Source organism: Streptomyces sp. SudanB52_2052, from assembly GCF_964272415.1.
GTDB lineage: Bacteria > Actinomycetota > Actinomycetes > Streptomycetales > Streptomycetaceae > Streptomyces > Streptomyces olindensis.
Window position 1 is genome coordinate 7,135,204 of sequence record NZ_OZ186796.1, and the last position, 19,575, is coordinate 7,154,778.

A 19,575-nucleotide genomic window follows, 5' to 3' on the forward strand; every position below is an offset into this window, starting at 1 on the left:
CGCCCGAAGGGCGGCACCCCGTCAGTGGGGCGCCGCCCTTCGGCGTTCGGTTCAGCGAGCAGAGGTCCGCGCCAGCCTCAGTACGCGCCGAAGACGTTGTCCATGGAGCCGTACTTGTCGGCCGCGTAGTTGCAGGCGGCGGTGATGTTGGCGACCGGGTCGTAGATGTCCCAGGAGGTGCCGGGGACGTGGTAGGCCTTGAAGGTCGGCGGGATGACCTGCAGCAGGCCCTTCGACGGGACGCCGTTGATGGCGTTGATGTCCCAGTTGTTGATCGCCTTCGGGTTGCCCGAGGACTCCCGGATGATGTTGCGCTTGATGCCGTCGTAGGAGCCGGGGATGCCGTGCTTCTTCATGACGTCGAGCGACTCGCGGATCCAGCCGTCGAGGTTGTTCGGGTAGCTCTTCGCCGCGGCCTTCTTGACCTGGGCGCGCTTGGCGTCGCGGCTCGCGGCCTCCTTGGCCTTGCGCGCGGCCTCGGCCTTCTTCTTCGCCGCCTCGGCGGCGGCCTTCTTCTTGGCGGCGGCCGCGGCGTCGGCCTTCTTCTTCGCCGCGATCTGCTCGGCCTTCAGGCTGGCACCGGCCATCTGGTCGGTGACGCTCGCCTTGACGTCCTTGATCTGCTCGGTGCTGAACGCCACCGCAGCCGGCTGAGCGGCCTCGGTCGTGGTCTTGGTCGACGCGCCGCTCGGCACCGCGGAGAAACCGATGGCGGCGGCACCGAGGGTGGCGACACCCGCCATGGCGATCTTGTGGTGACGGGTCAGGGTACGACTGGGGCCACGGCTGAAGATGTTCTTGGGCATGGTGGTGGGACCTCTTCGAATAGCGCGGGAGTCGCTCGGCGTCCGGCGTTGGACGGGTGTGTTTCCGACACGAACGCCGCGGGGGAGAACCCACGGCGCTGAGCGACGCCAGCAATTCTTAGCGGCCGCAAAATGGCGTGGCAAAGGTGTGACGTACGATGCCCGATAGTGGATCAGGGAAGGGCAAATCGGGGCAGATTGGACTGTATGCGCCGCTCAATAGGTGGGGCTTTGTCTCCTACGCACTTTCGTACGTGACGTGCGTCCTATGCGCGGGCTCACATCGGACGACGCACGGTCTCACGGCTAGTTGCACAAGCGATGCTCTGCGTGAGGGTGTGTACGGCTACGGCTACGGCTACGGCTACGGCTACGGCAGGAGGAGGTGCACGTCCCCGAACTCGTGCCACAGGTACCGGCCCCGGAGGGCGGCCTCATAACCCCGCTCGATCGCCGCCCGCCCCGCGACCGCCTCCAGCATCAGCAGATGCGAGGCCTCCGGCTCGTGCAGCCCGGTCAGCAGCCCGTCCACCACGCGGACCCCGCGCTCCGGTGTCACCACCAGATCGGTCCACCCCGCCCGTGGCCGCACGACCCCGTCACCCTCCACCGCCGACTCCACGGCGCGTACCGCCGTCGTGCCGACCGCGATGACCCGGCCGCCCCCGGCCCGCGTGGCGTCGATCAGCCCCGCGGACGCCTCCGGCACCGCGAAACGCTCCGGATACGGCGGCTCGTGCGCCTCCGCCGAGGCCACCCCCGTGTGCAGGGTGACCGGCGCGAACCGCACTCCCCGGCTCACCAGCTCCGTCACCAGCCGCGTCGTGAAGGGCCGTGCCGCACTCGGCATCTCCGCACTGCCCTCTCCGTCCCCGGACGGCAGCGCGAACACCGTCTGGTAGACGGACAGCGGCTGGTCCCGCTCCGTATAGGCGTACCGAATGGGCCGCCCGTGCTCCCGCAGCAGCCCCGGCACTCCGCCCCCGGACACCCGCGCCCACCGCAGCCGCTCGCTCCGCCCGCTCAGCGGCTCCTCCAGGAGCAGCCGTACACCCCCCGGCAGGCGCACCCACACCTCCCTCCCCGCAGGCGTGGCCGCACGCGCGCGCGTGGTGCCCCGCCCGTCCGGTTCCCGCAGCTCCACCGCCCAGCGGCCGTCGTCCCCACGGGTGGAGAAGTGCACCACCACGCGCGCGTGCCCGATCCATCCGTCGACGGCCGCCGCCAGCGTGGCCGAGGTGTTGACCACGAGCAGATCCCCGGCCCGCAGCAGCCGCGGCAGCTCCGAGAACCGGTGGTGCGCCACCTCGGCCCCCCGGGACACCAGCATCCGTACGGCGTCCCGGTCCAGCCCGGGCCCCCGCTGCTCGACGGGAACCCGGGCCGACAACTCCTCCGGCACGCGCAGGGCCAGGGTCATCGGGCCCCGTCCACCAGCGCCGGAGCCCCGTACCGCCCACTCGCCGGCCGCTCGTCCAGCAGCCGCAGGAACCCCGGCACCACGGCGGCGGGCTCCGACCGCGGCTCGCGATCGTCCGGTACGGCCGCCGCATACAGGTCCGTGGCCATGTCCCCGGGATCCACCGCCCAGACCCGCAGCCCCGGCTCCTCCACGGCGAGCACCGCCACCAGGTGGTCCAGTGCCGCTTTGGAGGCCCCGTAGCCGCCCCACGTCTCGTACGCCTCGGCGGCCGCGTCCGAACTGACCGCCAGCACCGCCCCCGCCTGTGAAGCCCGCAGCAGCGGCAACGCCTCCTGGACCAGGCCCAGCCCCGCCACCAGGTTCACCTCCAGCGCCCGCCGGAGTCCGTCGAGGGGCAGCTCCTCCAGCCGCACCAGTGGCTCGGCGCCCAGCGCGCTCGCGTTGTGCACCAGCAGGTCGACCCCGCCCAGCCGCCACCCCGCCGCCACCAGCTCTGCCCGGTGCGCGGCGTCCGTGACGTCCCCGGGCAGGGCCGTCACGCGCGTGCCGTGCGCGGAAACGGCCTCGGCGGCGTCCGCCAGGGCCTCGGCGCCCCGGGCGTCGAGCACCAGATCCCAGCCGCGCCCGGCCAGGGCCTCGGCCAGCGCCCGGCCCAGCCCCTTCGAGGCCCCCGTGATGATCGCAACCGGCATGATCAGCTCCCTCGTCGTGATCGCGTGCCCTCAACGTAGGAACGGGACCGCCAAGGCCGCCTCGGCCCCGGGCCGCAACCCACCAGGTCCCTTCGCCCTACGCCACGGGCCCGCCGCCCTTGGACCTAGGGCCTGTCATTCGGATCACGCCGCGAACGCGGGGTCCGGGACTCCGCCTCGGCCCCGCGACCTAGGTCCACCGGCCGGGCCTCCACCGTCACCGGTCCGATCCGCGCTGTCACAGCCCGCCGGTACCGTGAGGACATGAGCCACGGTCCCCGGTCCGGCCTCGCCGCGGTGAGCTCCGCGTTGCTGGCCATGAGCAGGCATCTCGAGGTGCGCGACGTCCTCAAGACGATCGTCACCTCGGCCCGCGAGCTGCTCGACGCGCAGTACGCCGCGCTCGGCGTCCCGGACGACCACGGCGGCTTCGCCCAGTTCGTGGTCGACGGCGTCAGCGAGGAGCAGTGGAAGGCCATCGGCCCCCTGCCGCGCCAGCACGGCATCCTCGCCGCGATGCTGCACGAGGCCAGGTCCGAGCGCCTCGCCGACGTCCGCAAGGACCCCCGCTTCGAGGGCTGGCCCAAGGCCCACCCGGACCTGGTCGACTTCCTGGGCCTGCCGATCAGGGACGGCGACGAGGTCATCGGCGCGCTGTTCCTCGCCAACAAGCTGCGTCCTGTGGGGGGACACCCCCCACACCCCCCGGGCCCGAAGCCCGAGGGCGGCTGCGGCTTCACCCAGGACGACGAGGAACTGCTCGGCATCCTCGCCCAGCACGCCGCGATCGCCCTCACCAACGCCCGCCTGTACGAACGCAGCCGCGAACTGACCATCGCCGAGGAGCGCTCCCGCCTGGCCCACGAACTGCACGACGCGGTCAGCCAGAAGCTCTTCTCCCTCCGCCTGACGGCCCAGGCGGCGGCCCGCCTGGTGGACCGCGACCCCTCCCGCGCCAAGGGCGAACTCCAGCAGGTGGCGGCCCTCGCCGCCGAGGCCGCAGACGAACTTCGCGCGGCGGTCGTCGAGTTGCGCCCCGCAGCCCTGGACGAGGACGGCCTGGTCGCCACTCTGCGCACGCAGATACAGGTCCTCGACCGCGCCCACAGCGCCCGCGTGACCTTCTCCGGCCACGGCGTGAAGGCCCTGCCCGCCTCCCAGGAGGAGGCCCTCCTGCGCGTCGCCCAGGAAGCCCTGCACAACGCCCTGCGGCATTCCGGCGCCGACCACGTCGACGTGACCCTGGACCGCCGCGGCGGCGGAGCCGTCCTGCGGGTCACGGACGACGGCAGCGGCTTCGACCCGCAGGCGGTCCGCCGCGCGGGGCGCCACCTCGGCCTGGTCTCGATGCGGGACCGGGCCAGCGGGGCCGGAGGCACGCTGACCGTGGAATCGGTGCCCGGCAAGGGCACCACGATCGAGATGGAGGTCCCCGGTGGCTGACGCGATCAAGGTGCTGCTCGTCGACGACCACCAGGTCGTCCGCCGGGGCCTGCGCACGTTCCTCGAGGTGCAGGACGACATCGAGGTCGTCGGCGAGGCGGCCGACGGTGCCGAAGGAGTCGACCGCGCCGAGGAGTTGCGGCCCGACGTCATCCTCATGGACGTCAAGATGCCGGGCATGGACGGCGTCGACGCCCTGCGCAGACTCCGCGAACTCGACAACCCAGCGCGGGTGCTGGTCGTCACCAGCTTCACCGAGCAGCGCACGGTGGTCCCCGCCCTGCGCGCGGGCGCCGCCGGCTACGTCTACAAGGACGTCGACCCCGACGCCCTCGCCGGAGCCATCCGCTCGGTCCACGCCGGGCACATCCTCCTCCAGCCGGAGGTCGCGGGCGCCCTGCTCTCCCAGGAGGAAGCCAACTCCGGTCCCGGCAGGGGCGGTTCACTCACCGAGCGGGAGCGCGAGGTGCTCGGCCTGATAGCGGACGGCCGCTCCAACCGGGAGATCGCCCGCGCACTCGTCCTCTCCGAGAAGACCGTCAAGACCCACGTCTCGAACATCCTCATGAAACTCGACCTGGCCGACCGAACGCAGGCCGCGCTGTGGGCCGTACGCCATGGCGTGACCGGCTGACACGCTCACCACGACAACGCGGAGGGTTCCATTCCGGACCGAGATTCATACTGTCGTGGGAACGTCCCTCACATGGCGCATCCTCGGTGGATCTCCGCCGTTCTCCAGTGCGTGCTGCGGCGCCTGCCGCGGCAATCGCAAGGAGGGCTCAGAAGTGAAGAACCTGAAGAAGGCAGCGGCCGTGACGATGGTGACCGGTGGCCTGCTGGCCGCGGGCGCGGGCATGGCCTCCGCCACCAGCGCGCACGCCGACGGCCAGGCCGTGGGCTCCCCGGGTGTCGGCTCGGGCAACGTCGTCCAGGCCCCGGTGCACGTCCCGGTCAACGTCTCCGGCAACAGCGTGAACGTCGTGGGCATCCTGAACCCCGCCTTCGGCAACTCCGCCGTCAACCACTGACACCCCACCTCCGCCCCCGAGCCGGAGGTGACACCGGCCTCCCGGGCACGCCTGGGAGGCCGGTCAGGCCTTGAGTGCTGTGCAGCGCCGGTGAGTGTGATCCAGCGTCCGGCGCTTGAGGACGAGGCCGTTCAGGCCGACGGGGATCTGGGGGCGAAGCCCCCAGGTACCTCGCGGCAACGCCGGCTACGAGAAACCGACACTCACCGCACCCCCCGCTCCCGCTCCTCCACAACGGAGTTGTACGCCGCGACCTGCGCCCGCCGAGCCGTCCGCTCCACCGGCCGCAACGCCTCCCGCCGAGCGAAGATCTCAGCCGAACTCACCGCACCCCCGTGCCCACTCTCCGTGGCCACCCCGATCAGCGTCCCCACCCGCTGCGCCAGCTCCAGCACCCGCACCGCCCGCGGCGGATACCCCGGCGCCAGCACCTCCCGCCCCCGCTCGGCCCGCGCCCGGTACGCGTCGATCGCCGCCTCCGCCACCGGCCCCGACCCGGCGACATCCAGCCGCGTCAGCACCTCGGTCGCCTCCCGCAGGGCCTCCGCGAGCTCCCGCTCCGCCTCACCCAGCGATGGCACATCCGCAGGCGGCGCCTCCCGCACCGGCAGCACATGCCACACGACCTCGACGTGCACATCACCCTCGGGCCCGGCCTCGTGCACCTCCGGCACCAGCCCGAACGCGGCCCCGTAACAGACCACCGCCTCCTCGGCGTCCAGCGCCCGCGCGTTGAACTCCGGCGGCCCGCTCAGCCCCAGCGGATGCCCCGGCGCGGGCAGCGCCACCCGCAACCCGGTCACCCCGAGCGCCCGCAGCCGCCCCAGCGCCAACGTGAGCCCGACGGGCGCCGACTCCCCGGGCAGCCCCTCCACCCGGTGCACCGCGTCCTCGCCCACGATGGCGAGCACGGCGTCATCCGGCGAGACAAGTCCGGCCAAAAGGGCATTTCCCCAAGCTGCGAGACGTCCAGCGCGCGGTTCCGTGAGCATGCTCCCACCCTAGGACCCTCCAAGGACCGGACCGAGGGAATGTCCCGGCCGACCGGTGGCGTAGATTTCATGGAGGGCTGCGCCCACCGGCGCGGCGGACCGAGCCACAGGCGTACGCGACAGCCGAGACCGGCCACACTGCAAGGGGAGACAACGCGCTCATGAGCGATGTTCTGGAGCTTCAGGACGTATCCGTGGTCCGCGAGGGCCGGGCTCTGGTGGACCAGGTCTCCTGGTCGGTCAAGGAGGGCGAGCGCTGGGTCATCCTCGGCCCGAACGGCGCGGGCAAGACCACCCTCCTCAACCTCGCTTCCACCTACCTCTTCCCCAGCTCGGGCACCGCCGCCATCCTCGGCGAGACCCTCGGCAGGCCCGGCACCGACGTCTTCGAGCTGCGTCCGCGCATCGGCATGGCCGGCATCGCCATGACCGAGAAGCTCCCCAAGCGCCAGACGGTCCTGGAGACGGTCCTGACCGCCGCGTACGGCATGACCGCCACCTGGCACGAGGACTACGAGGAGATCGACGAGCAGCGCGCCCGCGCCTTCCTCGACCGCCTCGGCATGAGCGAGTACCTGGAGCGCAAGTTCGGCACGCTCTCCGAGGGCGAGCGCAAGCGCACCCTCATCGCCCGCGCCCTGATGACCGACCCCGAGCTGCTGCTCCTCGACGAGCCCGCCGCCGGCCTCGACCTCGGCGGCCGTGAGGACCTCGTCCGCCGCCTCGGCCGGCTCGCCCGCGACCCCATCGCCCCCTCGATGCTCATGGTCACCCATCACGTCGAGGAGATCCCCCCGGGCTTCACCCACGTCCTCATGATCCGCCAGGGCAAGGTCCTCGCCGCCGGCCCCCTGGAGCTCGAACTCACCTCCCGCAACCTCTCGCTCTGCTTCGGCCTCCCCCTCGTCGTCGAACAGGTGGGCGACCGCTGGACCGCGCAGGGCCTCCCGCTGTCCTGACCGGCCCTCGCGCCCCACAAATCCCAGGGTAAGAACGGCATTTCACACGCAGGGCGCCCTGTCCGCGACAGGGTCCGCGGACCTACCATGACCATGTGGAAATCGACGCATGGCTGTGGTGGCTGATCGGCGCGGCAGCGCTCGGCATCGCGCTCGTGGTCACCGCGATGCCCGAACTCGGCATGCTCGCGGTGGGCGCCATCGCCGCGGCGGTGGCCACCGGCGTCTTCGGCGGCGGGGCCGTCGCCCAGGTCGTCGTCTTCGCCGTCGTCTCGACCGCGGGCATCGCGGTCGTACGCCCCATCGCGAACCGACATCGCGCCCAACGACCCCAACTCGCCACCGGCGTGGACGCGCTGAAGGGCAGACAAGCCGTCGTCCTGGAACGCGTCGACGCCTCCGGAGGCCGGATCAAGCTGGCCGGAGAGGTCTGGTCGGCCCGCGCCCTCGCCACCGACCGCGCCTACGAAGTAGGCCAGGAAGTGGATGTCGTGGACATCGAGGGAGCGACTGCGATCGTCATGTGACCTCGCACGACGTAACTGGTGAGAACTCCTCGCGAGGTACGCGACGGTCTGTCAGACTCGACCAGCAAGATCTTCAACAACCATAAGATCTGCCGAAGGCGCCGAGGCGGAGAAGGGTACGGGGAACGACGATGGAACCGGTCATCATCGTCCTGATCATTCTGGTGGTGTTGGTCTTCATCGCCCTGATCAAGACGATCCAAGTCATCCCACAGGCCAGCGCGGCCATCGTGGAGCGGTTCGGCCGCTACACCCGGACCCTGAACGCGGGCCTCAACATCGTCGTCCCGTTCATCGACACCATCCGCAACCGCATCGACCTGCGCGAACAGGTCGTCCCGTTCCCGCCGCAGCCGGTGATCACCCAGGACAACCTGGTCGTCAACATCGACACCGTCATCTACTACCAGGTGACCGACGCCCGGGCCGCGACCTACGAAGTCGCCAGCTACATCCAGGCGATCGAGCAGCTCACCGTCACCACCCTCCGCAACATCATCGGCGGCATGGACCTGGAGCGGACCCTGACCTCCCGCGAGGAGATCAACGCGGCCCTGCGCGGCGTCCTCGACGAGGCCACCGGCAAATGGGGCATCCGCGTCAACCGCGTCGAGCTGAAGGCCATCGAGCCGCCCACCTCCATCCAGGACTCGATGGAGAAGCAGATGCGCGCCGACCGCGACAAGCGCGCCGCGATCCTCCAGGCCGAAGGTGTCCGGCAGTCCGAGATCCTGCGCGCCGAGGGTGAGAAGCAGTCCCAGATCCTGCGCGCCGAAGGTGAGGCCAAGGCCGCCGCCCTGCGCGCCGAGGGCGAGGCCCAGGCCGTCCGCACGGTCTTCGAGGCCATCCACGCCGGCGACCCGGACCAGAAGCTCCTCTCCTACCAGTACCTCCAGATGCTCCCCAAGATCGCCGAGGGCGACGCCAACAAGCTCTGGATCGTCCCCAGCGAAATCGGCGACGCCCTCAAGGGCCTGTCCGGAGCGATGGGCAACTTCGGCGGCATCGGCGGCGGTTCCGGCGGCAACGGCGGCGCGACCGGAGCCCAGGTCCCCGCCCAGGAACGCCGCGAGAAGCCGTCCATCGACTGACGCGACCCATACGAAAAGGGGCCCGCTTCCCGGAGAAGCGGGCCCCTTCACACGTCCGCTAGGCCGCGTCCAGCGCCAGCCAGTCCGGCAGCGCGGCGAAGTCCTCCTGCCCGAGCGCCAGCAGCATCGCGTCCGCCGGAGTCGGCTCGAACGGCTCCCGGAGCAGCGGCATCCCCGCCTCCTCCGGAGTCCGATTGGCCTTCCGGTGATTGTCCTGAGCGCACGAGGCCACCGTGTTCAGCCACGTGTCCTGCCCACCCTGCGACCGCGGCACCACGTGGTCGACGGTTGTCGCCCGCCTCCCGCAGTACGCGCACCTGTGCCGGTCCCTGACCAGCACACCCCGCCTCGACCACGGAGCTCGTCTTCGGAACGGCACCCGTACGTACTGGCAGAGCCTGATCACACGGGGCGCCGGTATGTCGACCGCGGCTCCCCGCATCCGCAGTTCGGGGTGGGCCTGCTCGACGACGGCCTTGTCCTGAAGCACCAGAACGACGGCTCGGTTCAGCGTCACCGTCGACAGCGGCTCGAAGCTCGCGTTGAGTACCAGCGTGTCCCGCATACCAGCCCACCTCCCGTGTGCACCGGCCCACCCCCTGGCGGGCTGGGATCAACTCTGGCCGGGCACGCCGAGATGGACAACGCAATATCTGCTGCTCCCACGGGGGGTGACCCCCGCGACCCCCGGCAACAAAAATGCCCGCTCCTGATCAATTCCAAGACCAGGAGCGGGCAAACGTTCCGTGAACGCTGGGATCGTCAGGACGGCTTGCTCAGCCTTCGGCGGGCACCTCGTACTCACCGATCAGCTGGGCCCGCGCGATGGTGTGGAAACGCAGGTTGAATCCGACGAAAGCCGGACTGGCGTCCGCGTCCGGACCCAGCTTCTCCTGGTCCACGGCGTACACCGTGAACACATACCGGTGTGACCCGTCGCCGGGCGGCGGCGCGGCCCCGCCGAAGTCCCTGCTGCCGTAGTCGTTACGAGCGTGGATCGCGCCCTCGGGCAGCCCCTCGAACGCGCCGCTGCCCGCACCCACCGGCAGCTCGGTCACCGACGCCGGGATGTCGAACAGCACCCAGTGCCAGAACCCGCTGCCCGTCGGGGCGTCAGGGTCGTAGCACGTCACGGCGAAGCTCTTGGTCTCCGGCGGGAAGCCCTCCCACCGCAGGTGCGGTGAGGTGTTGCCGGCCGCGTAGACCTGAGCGTCCTTGAGCGTCGCCCCTTCCCGGACGTCCTTGCTCTCGACCGTGAACGACGGCACGGGCGGATGGAAGTCGTGGGGGAGCGGCCGCCGCTTGAGCTCGGTCACCTCGGTACCTCCTGGTCGGTTCTTGCAGTCCCACCCGAGCCTAGGGCCTTCCTAGAACCAGTTGCGCTTGCTGCCGACCTCGGACAGCCACTGGTTCAGGTAGGCGACCCAGTCGGTCCCCTGGTAGTCGTTGAGACCCACCTGGAACGACCGGAAGGTGTCGCTGCCCTCGCTGAACAGGCCCGGCTTCTTGTCCATCTCCAGCACCACGTCCATGGCGTGCTGGTCGGCCACGAAGCTCAGCTCGACCTGGTTCAGCCCCCGGTACTGCTGCGGCGGGTGGAACTCGATCTCCTGGTAGAACGGCAGCTTCTGCCGCGTACCCCGGATGACCCCGCGCTCCATGTCCGCGTTCTTGAACCGGAAGCCCAGCTGGATGAACGCGTCCAGGATCGCCTTCTGCGCCGGCAGCGGGTGCACGTTGACGGGGTCCAGGTCACCGGAGTCCACGGCCCGAGCGATCTCCAGCTCCGTGGACACCCCGATGTTCATGCCGCGCAACGCCTGCCCGTCGATCATCGTGATCGGCGTCTCCCAGGGAATCTCCAGGCCGAACTGCACCGCGTGCACCGCGTTCGCCTGGAGCTCGAACGCGCCGCCCAGCCGCGACTTCGTGAACTCGATGTCCTGCTTGTACTCCTGGTCGCCGCTCTCCACCTCGACCTTGGCCTGCAGCCCGACCGAGAGCCCCTCGATCTGCTGGTTCACGGACCCGCCCTGGATCCGCACCTCACCCTGGACGACACCGCCCGGCACGACGTTGACCTCGTGCAGCACCGTCTCGACGGAAGCCCCGCCGGCCCCCAGGCTCGCGAGCAGCTTCTTGAACGCCATGACTCTCCCTCTCGCCCACTACGGGTGGATCCTTGATCCCTACAAACGCGATCCGGCCGTGGCCGGTTCCATGCCCTCACCCTGGCAAGGCCTGCGCCCTTCGGCCACCCCACCGTGCCACCCGTCTCCAGTACCCTCGGACGGCATGATCGCGACCCCCGACCGTACGCCCCTGCCCAGGGAGTTCTTCGACCGGCCCGTCCTCGATGTCGCCCCCGACCTCCTCGGCCGCATCCTGGTCCGCACCACCCCGGACGGTCCGATCGCCCTCCGCCTGACAGAGGTCGAGGCCTACGACGGCACCGCCGACCCCGGCTCCCACGCCTATCGCGGCCGCACGGCCCGCAACGAGGTGATGTTCGGTCCGCCCGGGCACGTCTACGTCTACTTCACCTACGGCATGTGGTTCTGCATGAACCTGGTGTGCGGCCCCGAGGGAAAGGCGAGCGCGGTCCTGCTCCGCGCCGGCGAGATCATCGAGGGCGCCGAACTCGCCCGCACCCGTCGACTCTCGGCCCGCAACGACAAGGAACTGGCCAAAGGCCCGGCCCGTCTGGCCACGGCCCTGGACGTGGACCGCTCCCTGGACGGCACGGACGCGTGCACCTCGCAGGAGACCCCCCTCCGCATGCTGACCGGCACGCCCGTGCCCTCCGACCAGGTACTCAATGGCCCCCGCACCGGTGTGGCCGGCGAAGGAGCCGTGCACCCCTGGCGCTTCTGGATCGCCAACGACCCGACGGTCAGCCCCTATCGGGCCCATGTCCCGAGGCGCCGCCGAAGTTGACGCGTCCAGGCAAGGTGCGTAATGTAGCCCGAGCCGCTTGAACCGGGTACGGCAATCGCCAGCAGCCGGAAGCGGCCAAACCACTACCTAGCGACTCCCCTCAGCAGGGGCGAATTCGGCGTGCGCGCATGCCTGAATTCGACGCCGACGGACTCGATTATGAGTTGGACGGGGAATCGGCTAACGTAGTGAATGTCGAAAGGCCGACGAGCGAAAGCCCGGGCCGGACGGCAAATCCCGCCGACAGGGAATCGGATCGAGAAAAGGATCTGATAGAGTCGGAAACGCAAGACCGAAGGGAAGCGCCCGGAGGAAAGCCCGAGAGGGTGAGTACAAAGGAAGCGACCGTTCCTTGAGAACTCAACAGCGTGCCAAAAGTCAACGCCAGATATGTTGATACCCCGTCCATCGGACAACCGATGGTCGAGGTTCCTTTGAAAAAACACAGCGAGGACGCTGTGAACGGTCGGGCTTATTCCGCCTGACTGTTCCGCTCTCGTGGTGTTGCACCGGATTACCGGTACACATTCACGGAGAGTTTGATCCTGGCTCAGGACGAACGCTGGCGGCGTGCTTAACACATGCAAGTCGAACGATGAACCACTTCGGTGGGGATTAGTGGCGAACGGGTGAGTAACACGTGGGCAATCTGCCCTGCACTCTGGGACAAGCCCTGGAAACGGGGTCTAATACCGGATATGACCATCTTGGGCATCCTTGATGGTGTAAAGCTCCGGCGGTGCAGGATGAGCCCGCGGCCTATCAGCTTGTTGGTGAGGTAACGGCTCACCAAGGCGACGACGGGTAGCCGGCCTGAGAGGGCGACCGGCCACACTGGGACTGAGACACGGCCCAGACTCCTACGGGAGGCAGCAGTGGGGAATATTGCACAATGGGCGCAAGCCTGATGCAGCGACGCCGCGTGAGGGATGACGGCCTTCGGGTTGTAAACCTCTTTCAGCAGGGAAGAAGCGAAAGTGACGGTACCTGCAGAAGAAGCGCCGGCTAACTACGTGCCAGCAGCCGCGGTAATACGTAGGGCGCGAGCGTTGTCCGGAATTATTGGGCGTAAAGAGCTCGTAGGCGGCTTGTCGCGTCGGTTGTGAAAGCCCGGGGCTTAACCCCGGGTCTGCAGTCGATACGGGCAGGCTAGAGTTCGGTAGGGGAGATCGGAATTCCTGGTGTAGCGGTGAAATGCGCAGATATCAGGAGGAACACCGGTGGCGAAGGCGGATCTCTGGGCCGATACTGACGCTGAGGAGCGAAAGCGTGGGGAGCGAACAGGATTAGATACCCTGGTAGTCCACGCCGTAAACGGTGGGCACTAGGTGTGGGCAACATTCCACGTTGTCCGTGCCGCAGCTAACGCATTAAGTGCCCCGCCTGGGGAGTACGGCCGCAAGGCTAAAACTCAAAGGAATTGACGGGGGCCCGCACAAGCGGCGGAGCATGTGGCTTAATTCGACGCAACGCGAAGAACCTTACCAAGGCTTGACATACACCGGAAAACCCTGGAGACAGGGTCCCCCTTGTGGTCGGTGTACAGGTGGTGCATGGCTGTCGTCAGCTCGTGTCGTGAGATGTTGGGTTAAGTCCCGCAACGAGCGCAACCCTTGTCCCGTGTTGCCAGCAGGCCCTTGTGGTGCTGGGGACTCACGGGAGACCGCCGGGGTCAACTCGGAGGAAGGTGGGGACGACGTCAAGTCATCATGCCCCTTATGTCTTGGGCTGCACACGTGCTACAATGGCCGGTACAATGAGCTGCGATACCGCGAGGTGGAGCGAATCTCAAAAAGCCGGTCTCAGTTCGGATTGGGGTCTGCAACTCGACCCCATGAAGTCGGAGTCGCTAGTAATCGCAGATCAGCATTGCTGCGGTGAATACGTTCCCGGGCCTTGTACACACCGCCCGTCACGTCACGAAAGTCGGTAACACCCGAAGCCGGTGGCCCAACCCCTTGTGGGAGGGAGCTGTCGAAGGTGGGACTGGCGATTGGGACGAAGTCGTAACAAGGTAGCCGTACCGGAAGGTGCGGCTGGATCACCTCCTTTCTAAGGAGCACTTCTTACCGATCCCCTTCGGGGTGAGGTCAGAGGCCAGTACATCAGCGAACGTCTGATGCTGGTTGCTCATGGGTGGAACGTTGACTACTCGGCATCTTCAGCCAACTCGGGCTGCTAGTACTGCTCTTCGGAGCGTGGAACGCAGATCACGAGGGGCGAGGGTGTCGGGCACGCTGTTGGGTGTCTGAGGGAATGAACTTTCCTCGGCGCCGGCCCCAGTGCACTCGGACCGTAAGGGTTCGGGGTGATGGGTGGCTGGTCGTTGTTTGAGAACTGCACAGTGGACGCGAGCATCTGTGGCCAAGTTTTTAAGGGCGCACGGTGGATGCCTTGGCACCAGGAACCGATGAAGGACGTGGGAGGCCGCGATAGGCCCCGGGGAGCTGTCAACCGAGCTTTGATCCGGGGGTGTCCGAATGGGGAAACCCGGCAGTCGTCATGGGCTGTCACCCGCTGCTGAACACATAGGCAGTGTGGAGGGAACGCGGGGAAGTGAAACATCTCAGTACCCGCAGGAAGAGAAAACAACCGTGATTCCGGGAGTAGTGGCGAGCGAAACTGGATGAGGCCAAACCGTATGCGTGTGAGACCCGGCAGGGGTTGCGTATACGGGGTTGTGGGATCTCTCTTTCATGGTCTGCCGGCCATGAGACGAGTCAGAAACCGTTGATGTAGGCGAAGGACATGCGAAAGGTCCGGCGTAGAGGGTAAGACCCCCGTAGTCGAAACGTCAGCGGCTCGTTTGAGAGACACCCAAGTAGCACGGGGCCCGAGAAATCCCGTGTGAATCTGGCGGGACCACCCGCTAAGCCTAAATATTCCCTGGTGACCGATAGCGGATAGTACCGTGAGGGAATGGTGAAAAGTACCCCGGGAGGGGAGTGAAATAGTACCTGAAACCGTGTGCCTACAAGCCGTGGGAGCGTCGGAGCAAGGCTTGCCTTGTTCTCGTGACTGCGTGCCTTTTGAAGAATGAGCCTGCGAGTTTGCGGTGTGTTGCGAGGTTAACCCGTGTGGGGAAGCCGTAGCGAAAGCGAGTCCGAATAGGGCGTCTGAGTAGCACGCTCAAGACCCGAAGCGGAGTGATCTAGCCATGGGCAGGTTGAAGCGGAGGTAAGACTTCGTGGAGGACCGAACCCACCAGGGTTGAAAACCTGGGGGATGACCTGTGGTTAGGGGTGAAAGGCCAATCAAACTCCGTGATAGCTGGTTCTCCCCGAAATGCATTTAGGTGCAGCGTCGTGTGTTTCTTGCCGGAGGTAGAGCACTGGATAGGCGATGGGCCCTACCGGGTTACTGACCTTAGCCAAACTCCGAATGCCGGTAAGTGAGAGCGCGGCAGTGAGACTGTGGGGGATAAGCTCCATGGTCGAGAGGGAAACAGCCCAGAGCATCGACTAAGGCCCCTAAGCGTACGCTAAGTGGGAAAGGATGTGGAGTCGCAGAGACAACCAGGAGGTTGGCTTAGAAGCAGCCACCCTTGAAAGAGTGCGTAATAGCTCACTGGTCTAGTGATTCCGCGCCGACAATGTAGCGGGGCTCAAGCGTACCGCCGAAGTCGTGTCATTGCGATATATACCCCCAACGGGGATCGTGATGGGTAGGGGAGCGTCGTCTGCCGGGTGAAGCAGCCGCGTAAGCGAGTTGTGGACGGTTGACGAGTGAGAATGCAGGCATGAGTAGCGATTCACACGTGAGAAACGTGTGCGCCGATTGACTAAGGGTTCCTGGGTCAAGCTGATCTGCCCAGGGTAAGTCGGGACCTAAGGCGAGGCCGACAGGCGTAGTCGATGGATAACCGGTTGATATTCCGGTACCCGCTGTGAAGCGTCAAACATCGAGCCCGCTAATGCTAAGGCCGTGAAGCCGCCCCGGAGCCTTCGGGCAAAGGGGAGTGGTGGAGCCGCTGAACCAAGGTGGTAGTAGGTGAGTGATGGGGTGACGCAGGAAGGTAGTCCAGCCCGGGCGGTGGTTGTCCCGGGGTAAGGGTGTAGGCCGGACGGTAGGTAAATCCGCCGTTCATTAAGGCTGAGACCTGATGCCGAGCCGATTGTGGTGAAGTGGATGATCCTATGCTGTCGAGAAAAGCCTCTAGCGAGTTTCATGGCGGCCCGTACCCTAAACCGACTCAGGTGGTCAGGTAGAGAATACCGAGGCGTTCGGGTGAACTATGGTTAAGGAACTCGGCAAAATGCCCCCGTAACTTCGGGAGAAGGGGGGCCACATCCGGTGACGGCACTTGCTGCCAGAGCTGGGGGTGGCCGCAGAGACCAGCGAGAAGCGACTGTTTACTAAAAACACAGGTCCGTGCGAAGCCGTAAGGCGATGTATACGGACTGACGCCTGCCCGGTGCTGGAACGTTAAGGGGACCGGTTAGCTCTGATTCGTCAGGGCGAAGCTGAGAACTTAAGCGCCAGTAAACGGCGGTGGTAACTATAACCATCCTAAGGTAGCGAAATTCCTTGTCGGGTAAGTTCCGACCTGCACGAATGGCGTAACGACTTCTCGACTGTCTCAACCATAGGCCCGGTGAAATTGCACTACGAGTAAAGATGCTCGTTTCGCGCAGCAGGACGGAAAGACCCCGGGACCTTTACTACAGTTTGATATTGGTGTTCGGTTCGGCTTGTGTAGGATAGCTGGGAGACTGTGAAGCGCTAACGCCAGTTAGTGTGGAGTCGTCGTTGAAATACCAGTCTGGTCGTGCTGGATGTCTAACCTGGGTCCGTGATCCGGATCAGGGACAGTGTCTGATGGGTAGTTTAACTGGGGCGGTTGCCTCCTAAAGGGTAACGGAGGCGCCCAAAGGTTCCCTCAGCCTGGTTGGCAATCAGGTGTTGAGTGTAAGTGCACAAGGGAGCTTGACTGTGAGACCGACGGGTCGAGCAGGGACGAAAGTCGGGACTAGTGATCCGGCGGTGGCTTGTGGAAGCGCCGTCGCTCAACGGATAAAAGGTACCCCGGGGATAACAGGCTGATCTTCCCCAAGAGTCCATATCGACGGGATGGTTTGGCACCTCGATGTCGGCTCGTCGCATCCTGGGGCTGGAGTCGGTCCCAAGGGTTGGGCTGTTCGCCCATTAAAGCGGTACGCGAGCTGGGTTTAGAACGTCGTGAGACAGTTCGGTCCCTATCCGCTGTGCGCGTAGGAGTCTTGAGAAGGGCTGTCCCTAGTACGAGAGGACCGGGACGGACGAACCTCTGGTGTGCCAGTTGTTCTGCCAAGGGCATGGCTGGTTGGCTACGTTCGGGAGGGATAACCGCTGAAAGCATCTAAGCGGGAAGCCTGCTTCGAGATGAGGACTCCCACCCACTTGATGGGGTAAGGCTCCCAGTAGACGACTGGGTTGATAGGCCGGATATGGAAGCACGGTAACGTGTGGAGTTGACCGGTACTAATAGGCCGAGGGCTTGTCCTCAGTTGCTCGCGTCCACTGTGTTAGTTCTGAGACAACGAACAGTTGTCGGCTTTGAGCAGAACAAACAATTGAAGAGTGTGCTTGTTCGCTCGAAACCATTAGGGTTTCGGTGGTTATAGCGTAGGGGAAACGCCCGGTTACATTCCGAACCCGGAAGCTAAGCCTTACAGCGCCGATGGTACTGCAGGGGGGACCCTGTGGGAGAGTAGGACGCCGCCGAACAATCTTTGGAAGGACCCCTGGTCACCAGCGTTCAGCTGGGACCAGGGGTCCTTTTTGTTTTTGCACTGCGCGCTGGGCACCCGACTGCGCGAGAATGACTTGCGGTACCGAAGACAGGAGTCACCATGTCCACCAACTCTCCCGACGACCGACCGGAGCGCGACCAGCGGCGACGGGAGGGGGCCCGGAGCGACCGCGGCGGACAGCGCGGGGACCGTGGAGACCGTGGCGGCTTCCGCCGCGACGACCGTGGCGACCGCGGTGGCTTCCGGCGTGACGACAACCGTGGTGGCGGGTACGGCCGGCGCGACGACCGCGACCGCGGGCCCCGCCGAGACGACCGCGACCGGGGCGGGTTCCGCCGCGACGACCGTGGCGACCGTCCCACCTTCCGGCGCGACGACCGCGGAGAGCGCCGTGACGACCGCCGTGACGATCGCCGTGACGATCGCCGTGATGACCGTGGCGGCTTCCGGCGTGACGACAACCGCCGTGACGACAACCGCGGCGGTGGCTACGGCCGGCGCGACGACCGCCGCGGCGATGTCCGCCGGGGAGACGACCGTGGACCGCGCGGTGGTTTCCGACGGGACGACCGTCGGGACGACAGGCGCGATGACCGCCGTGACGACAGGCGCGAGGGCGACCGCGGTGGATTCCCCCGCCGCGACGACCGTGGCGAGCGCCGCGACAACCGTGACCGTGGCTTCCGCGGTGACGACCGCGGCCGTGGCTTCCGTGGCGATGACCGTGACCGTGGCTTCCGTGGCGACGATCGCGGGGACCGTGGTGGATTCCGGCGTGACGACCGGCGTGATGATCGCCGTGACGACCGTCGTGACGACCGCGGCGGCTTCCGTGGGCGCGACGAGCGCCGCGCGGACGATCGTGGGGACCGCGGCGGCTTCCGGCGCGACGACAGCGGTCGGGGCGGGCGTACCGGCTACCGCCGCGATGACGGCCCTCGAAGCGATCGCAGCGAGTTCCGGCGCGACGACAACCGCGGCGAGCGCGGCGACCGCGGCGACCGCGGCGGCTTCCGAGGCCGGGACGACCGCGGCGGGCGCGGGCCCCGGCGCGATGACCGCGGCGGGCGGCCCGGGGGCTTCCGGGGCCGTGACGACAGGCGCGGTGCCGGGCGATTCCGTGAGGAGCGCGAGCGGGACAGGGAGCCGATCAAGCGGCTGCCGATCCCCGAGGACGTCACGGGCGACGAGATCGACAAGGACGTGAGGCAGGAACTGCAGAGCCTGCCCAAGACGCTCGCGGACGACGTCGCCAGGAACCTGGTGATGGTCGCGCGGCTCCTCGACGAGGACCCCGAGGGCGCCTACGCCTACTCCAGGATCGCGCTGCGGCTGGCCTCACGCGTCGCCGCCGTCCGCGAGGCCGCCGGGTTCGCCGCGTACGCCAACCAGAAGTACGGCGAGGCGCTGGCCGAGTTCCGGGCCGCCAAGCGGATGACCGGGAACATCGACCTGTGGCCCGTCATGGCCGACTGTGAGCGCGGGCTCGGGCGGCCGGAGAAGGCGCTCGACATGGCCGGGGCACCCGAGGTGCACAAGCTCGACAAGGCCGGGCAGGTCGAGATGCGGCTCGTCGCGGCCGGCGCGCGGCGGGACATGGGGCAGCTGGACGCGGCCATCGTGACGCTGCAGAGCCCGGAGCTGGCCGCCAACTCCGTGCAGCCCTGGACCGCGCGCCTGCGGTACGCCTACGCCGACGCGCTGCTGGCCGCCGGGCGGGAGAGCGAGGCCCGGGAGTGGTTCGCGAAGGCCGTCGAGGCCGACCGGGACGGCAGCACGGATGCATCGGACCGGCTCGCCGAGCTGGACGGCGTGGAGTTCGTCGACGCCCTCGCCGATGACGACGAGGAGGGCGAAGACGCTGCCTCTGAGGGGTCGGATGAGGCGGAGGAGAAGGACTGACGTCGGGTGACGTGAAGGGGGGCGGGTCCCGGCCGGGACC

At 67.3% G+C, this 19,575-nt stretch carries 16 protein-coding genes and 3 rRNA genes; 12 read left to right on the forward strand and 7 right to left on the reverse strand.

Going from position 1 to position 19,575, the window contains the following annotated elements; genetic code table 11:
• Positions 1 to 77 precede the first annotated feature (77 nt).
• From ACSUPV_RS31975 to ACSUPV_RS31985, 3 genes are all read right to left on the reverse strand, one after another.
• Complete coding sequence (locus ACSUPV_RS31975; protein ID WP_031118960.1) at positions 78 to 806, reverse strand: transglycosylase SLT domain-containing protein; 729 nt, start codon at positions 804 to 806, stop codon at positions 78 to 80.
• A gap of 370 nt (positions 807 to 1,176) precedes the next feature.
• Positions 1,177 to 2,226, reverse strand: a complete 1,050-nt coding sequence (locus ACSUPV_RS31980; protein WP_382616457.1) for an S-adenosylmethionine:tRNA ribosyltransferase-isomerase — start codon at positions 2,224 to 2,226, stop codon at positions 1,177 to 1,179.
• Positions 2,223 to 2,921, reverse strand: coding sequence for an SDR family NAD(P)-dependent oxidoreductase (locus ACSUPV_RS31985; RefSeq protein WP_037770310.1), 699 nt, complete (start codon positions 2,919 to 2,921; stop codon positions 2,223 to 2,225). The genes ACSUPV_RS31980 and ACSUPV_RS31985 overlap by 4 nt, the downstream gene beginning before the upstream one ends.
• A gap of 264 nt (positions 2,922 to 3,185) precedes the next feature.
• Here ACSUPV_RS31985 and ACSUPV_RS31990 point away from each other — a divergent pair, with 264 nt between their 5' ends.
• The 3 genes from ACSUPV_RS31990 (at position 3,186) to ACSUPV_RS32000 (ending at position 5,395) form a co-directional block, all read left to right on the forward strand.
• Entirely contained in the window at positions 3,186 to 4,364 is a 1,179-nt protein-coding gene (locus ACSUPV_RS31990) for a GAF domain-containing sensor histidine kinase (protein WP_436949042.1), read from the forward strand.
• Positions 4,357 to 4,998 (forward strand): response regulator, encoded by a 642-nt coding sequence (locus tag ACSUPV_RS31995; protein WP_031118965.1) that lies wholly within the window; start codon positions 4,357 to 4,359, stop codon positions 4,996 to 4,998. Before ACSUPV_RS31990 ends, ACSUPV_RS31995 begins: the two co-directional genes overlap by 8 nt.
• A 154-nt stretch (positions 4,999 to 5,152) precedes the next feature.
• On the forward strand, positions 5,153 to 5,395 hold the full coding sequence (locus ACSUPV_RS32000; protein WP_031118966.1) for a chaplin: 243 nt from the start codon (positions 5,153 to 5,155) through the stop codon (positions 5,393 to 5,395).
• Positions 5,396 to 5,598: 203 nt separating this feature from the next.
• On the opposite strand, the gene ACSUPV_RS32005 is transcribed toward ACSUPV_RS32000, so the two are convergent.
• Positions 5,599 to 6,387, reverse strand: coding sequence for a hypothetical protein (locus tag ACSUPV_RS32005; RefSeq protein ID WP_078651154.1), 789 nt, complete (start codon positions 6,385 to 6,387; stop codon positions 5,599 to 5,601).
• Between the two features lie 161 nt (positions 6,388 to 6,548).
• Here ACSUPV_RS32005 and ACSUPV_RS32010 point away from each other — a divergent pair, with 161 nt between their 5' ends.
• From ACSUPV_RS32010 to ACSUPV_RS32020, 3 genes are all read left to right on the forward strand, one after another.
• Complete coding sequence (locus tag ACSUPV_RS32010; RefSeq protein WP_031118968.1) at positions 6,549 to 7,346, forward strand: ABC transporter ATP-binding protein; 798 nt, start codon at positions 6,549 to 6,551, stop codon at positions 7,344 to 7,346.
• Positions 7,347 to 7,441: 95 nt separating this feature from the next.
• The gene (locus ACSUPV_RS32015) at positions 7,442 to 7,873 is read left to right on the forward strand and encodes an NfeD family protein (protein WP_037770316.1); all 432 of its coding nucleotides are present in this window, start codon (positions 7,442 to 7,444) and stop codon (positions 7,871 to 7,873) included.
• Between the two features lie 131 nt (positions 7,874 to 8,004).
• Entirely contained in the window at positions 8,005 to 8,964 is a 960-nt protein-coding gene (locus ACSUPV_RS32020; RefSeq protein ID WP_031118970.1) for an SPFH domain-containing protein, read from the forward strand.
• Positions 8,965 to 9,022: 58 nt separating this feature from the next.
• On the opposite strand, the gene ACSUPV_RS32025 is transcribed toward ACSUPV_RS32020, so the two are convergent.
• The 3 genes from ACSUPV_RS32025 to ACSUPV_RS32035 form a co-directional block, all read right to left on the reverse strand.
• Positions 9,023 to 9,529 (reverse strand): HNH endonuclease, encoded by a 507-nt coding sequence (locus ACSUPV_RS32025; protein ID WP_031118971.1) that lies wholly within the window; start codon positions 9,527 to 9,529, stop codon positions 9,023 to 9,025.
• 211 nt (positions 9,530 to 9,740) lie between these two features.
• Positions 9,741 to 10,280: a YbhB/YbcL family Raf kinase inhibitor-like protein gene (locus ACSUPV_RS32030; protein ID WP_031118972.1), complete on the reverse strand. Its 540-nt coding sequence runs from the start codon at positions 10,278 to 10,280 to the stop codon at positions 9,741 to 9,743.
• Positions 10,281 to 10,331: 51 nt separating this feature from the next.
• The gene (locus tag ACSUPV_RS32035; RefSeq protein ID WP_031118973.1) at positions 10,332 to 11,114 is read right to left on the reverse strand and encodes a sporulation protein; all 783 of its coding nucleotides are present in this window, start codon (positions 11,112 to 11,114) and stop codon (positions 10,332 to 10,334) included.
• 145 nt (positions 11,115 to 11,259) lie between these two features.
• Between ACSUPV_RS32035 and ACSUPV_RS32040 the strand changes: the two genes are divergently transcribed.
• From ACSUPV_RS32040 to ACSUPV_RS32065, 6 genes are all read left to right on the forward strand, one after another.
• Positions 11,260 to 11,901 carry a DNA-3-methyladenine glycosylase gene (locus ACSUPV_RS32040; protein ID WP_031118974.1) on the forward strand — a complete coding sequence of 214 codons (642 nt, stop codon included), beginning with the start codon at positions 11,260 to 11,262 and terminating at the stop codon, positions 11,899 to 11,901.
• A 527-nt stretch (positions 11,902 to 12,428) separates the two neighbouring features.
• Positions 12,429 to 13,953 (forward strand): 16S ribosomal RNA (locus ACSUPV_RS32045).
• Positions 13,954 to 14,263: 310 nt separating this feature from the next.
• A 23S ribosomal RNA gene (locus ACSUPV_RS32050) occupies positions 14,264 to 17,385 on the forward strand.
• A gap of 105 nt (positions 17,386 to 17,490) precedes the next feature.
• Positions 17,491 to 17,607: ribosomal RNA gene (rrf, locus tag ACSUPV_RS32055) — 5S ribosomal RNA — on the forward strand.
• The 16S, 23S and 5S rRNA genes sit together here, the layout of an rRNA operon.
• Before the next feature lie 429 nt (positions 17,608 to 18,036).
• Positions 18,037 to 18,840, forward strand: a complete 804-nt coding sequence (locus tag ACSUPV_RS32060) for a hypothetical protein (protein WP_436950003.1) — start codon at positions 18,037 to 18,039, stop codon at positions 18,838 to 18,840.
• Positions 18,792 to 19,535, forward strand: coding sequence for a tetratricopeptide repeat protein (locus tag ACSUPV_RS32065; RefSeq protein ID WP_037770018.1), 744 nt, complete (start codon positions 18,792 to 18,794; stop codon positions 19,533 to 19,535). Before ACSUPV_RS32060 ends, ACSUPV_RS32065 begins: the two co-directional genes overlap by 49 nt.
• The last annotated feature ends 40 nt before the right edge of the window (positions 19,536 to 19,575 follow it).

Bases quoted from the DNA above. Each gene is read 5' to 3' on its own strand.
- ACSUPV_RS32040 (WP_031118974.1), top strand. From the start codon at position 11,260: ATGATCGCGACCCCCGACCGTACGCCCCTGCCCAGGGAGTTCTTCGAC.
- ACSUPV_RS32005 (WP_078651154.1), bottom strand. From the start codon at position 6,387: ATGCTCACGGAACCGCGCGCTGGACGTCTCGCAGCTTGGGGAAATGCC.
- ACSUPV_RS32010 (WP_031118968.1), top strand. From the start codon at position 6,549: ATGAGCGATGTTCTGGAGCTTCAGGACGTATCCGTGGTCCGCGAGGGC.
- ACSUPV_RS31980 (WP_382616457.1), bottom strand. From the start codon at position 2,226: ATGACCCTGGCCCTGCGCGTGCCGGAGGAGTTGTCGGCCCGGGTTCCC.
- ACSUPV_RS32025 (WP_031118971.1), bottom strand. From the start codon at position 9,529: ATGCGGGACACGCTGGTACTCAACGCGAGCTTCGAGCCGCTGTCGACG.
- ACSUPV_RS31985 (WP_037770310.1), bottom strand. From the start codon at position 2,921: ATGCCGGTTGCGATCATCACGGGGGCCTCGAAGGGGCTGGGCCGGGCG.
- ACSUPV_RS32035 (WP_031118973.1), bottom strand. From the start codon at position 11,114: ATGGCGTTCAAGAAGCTGCTCGCGAGCCTGGGGGCCGGCGGGGCTTCC.
- ACSUPV_RS32020 (WP_031118970.1), top strand. From the start codon at position 8,005: ATGGAACCGGTCATCATCGTCCTGATCATTCTGGTGGTGTTGGTCTTC.
- ACSUPV_RS31975 (WP_031118960.1), bottom strand. From the start codon at position 806: ATGCCCAAGAACATCTTCAGCCGTGGCCCCAGTCGTACCCTGACCCGT.
- ACSUPV_RS31990 (WP_436949042.1), top strand. From the start codon at position 3,186: ATGAGCCACGGTCCCCGGTCCGGCCTCGCCGCGGTGAGCTCCGCGTTG.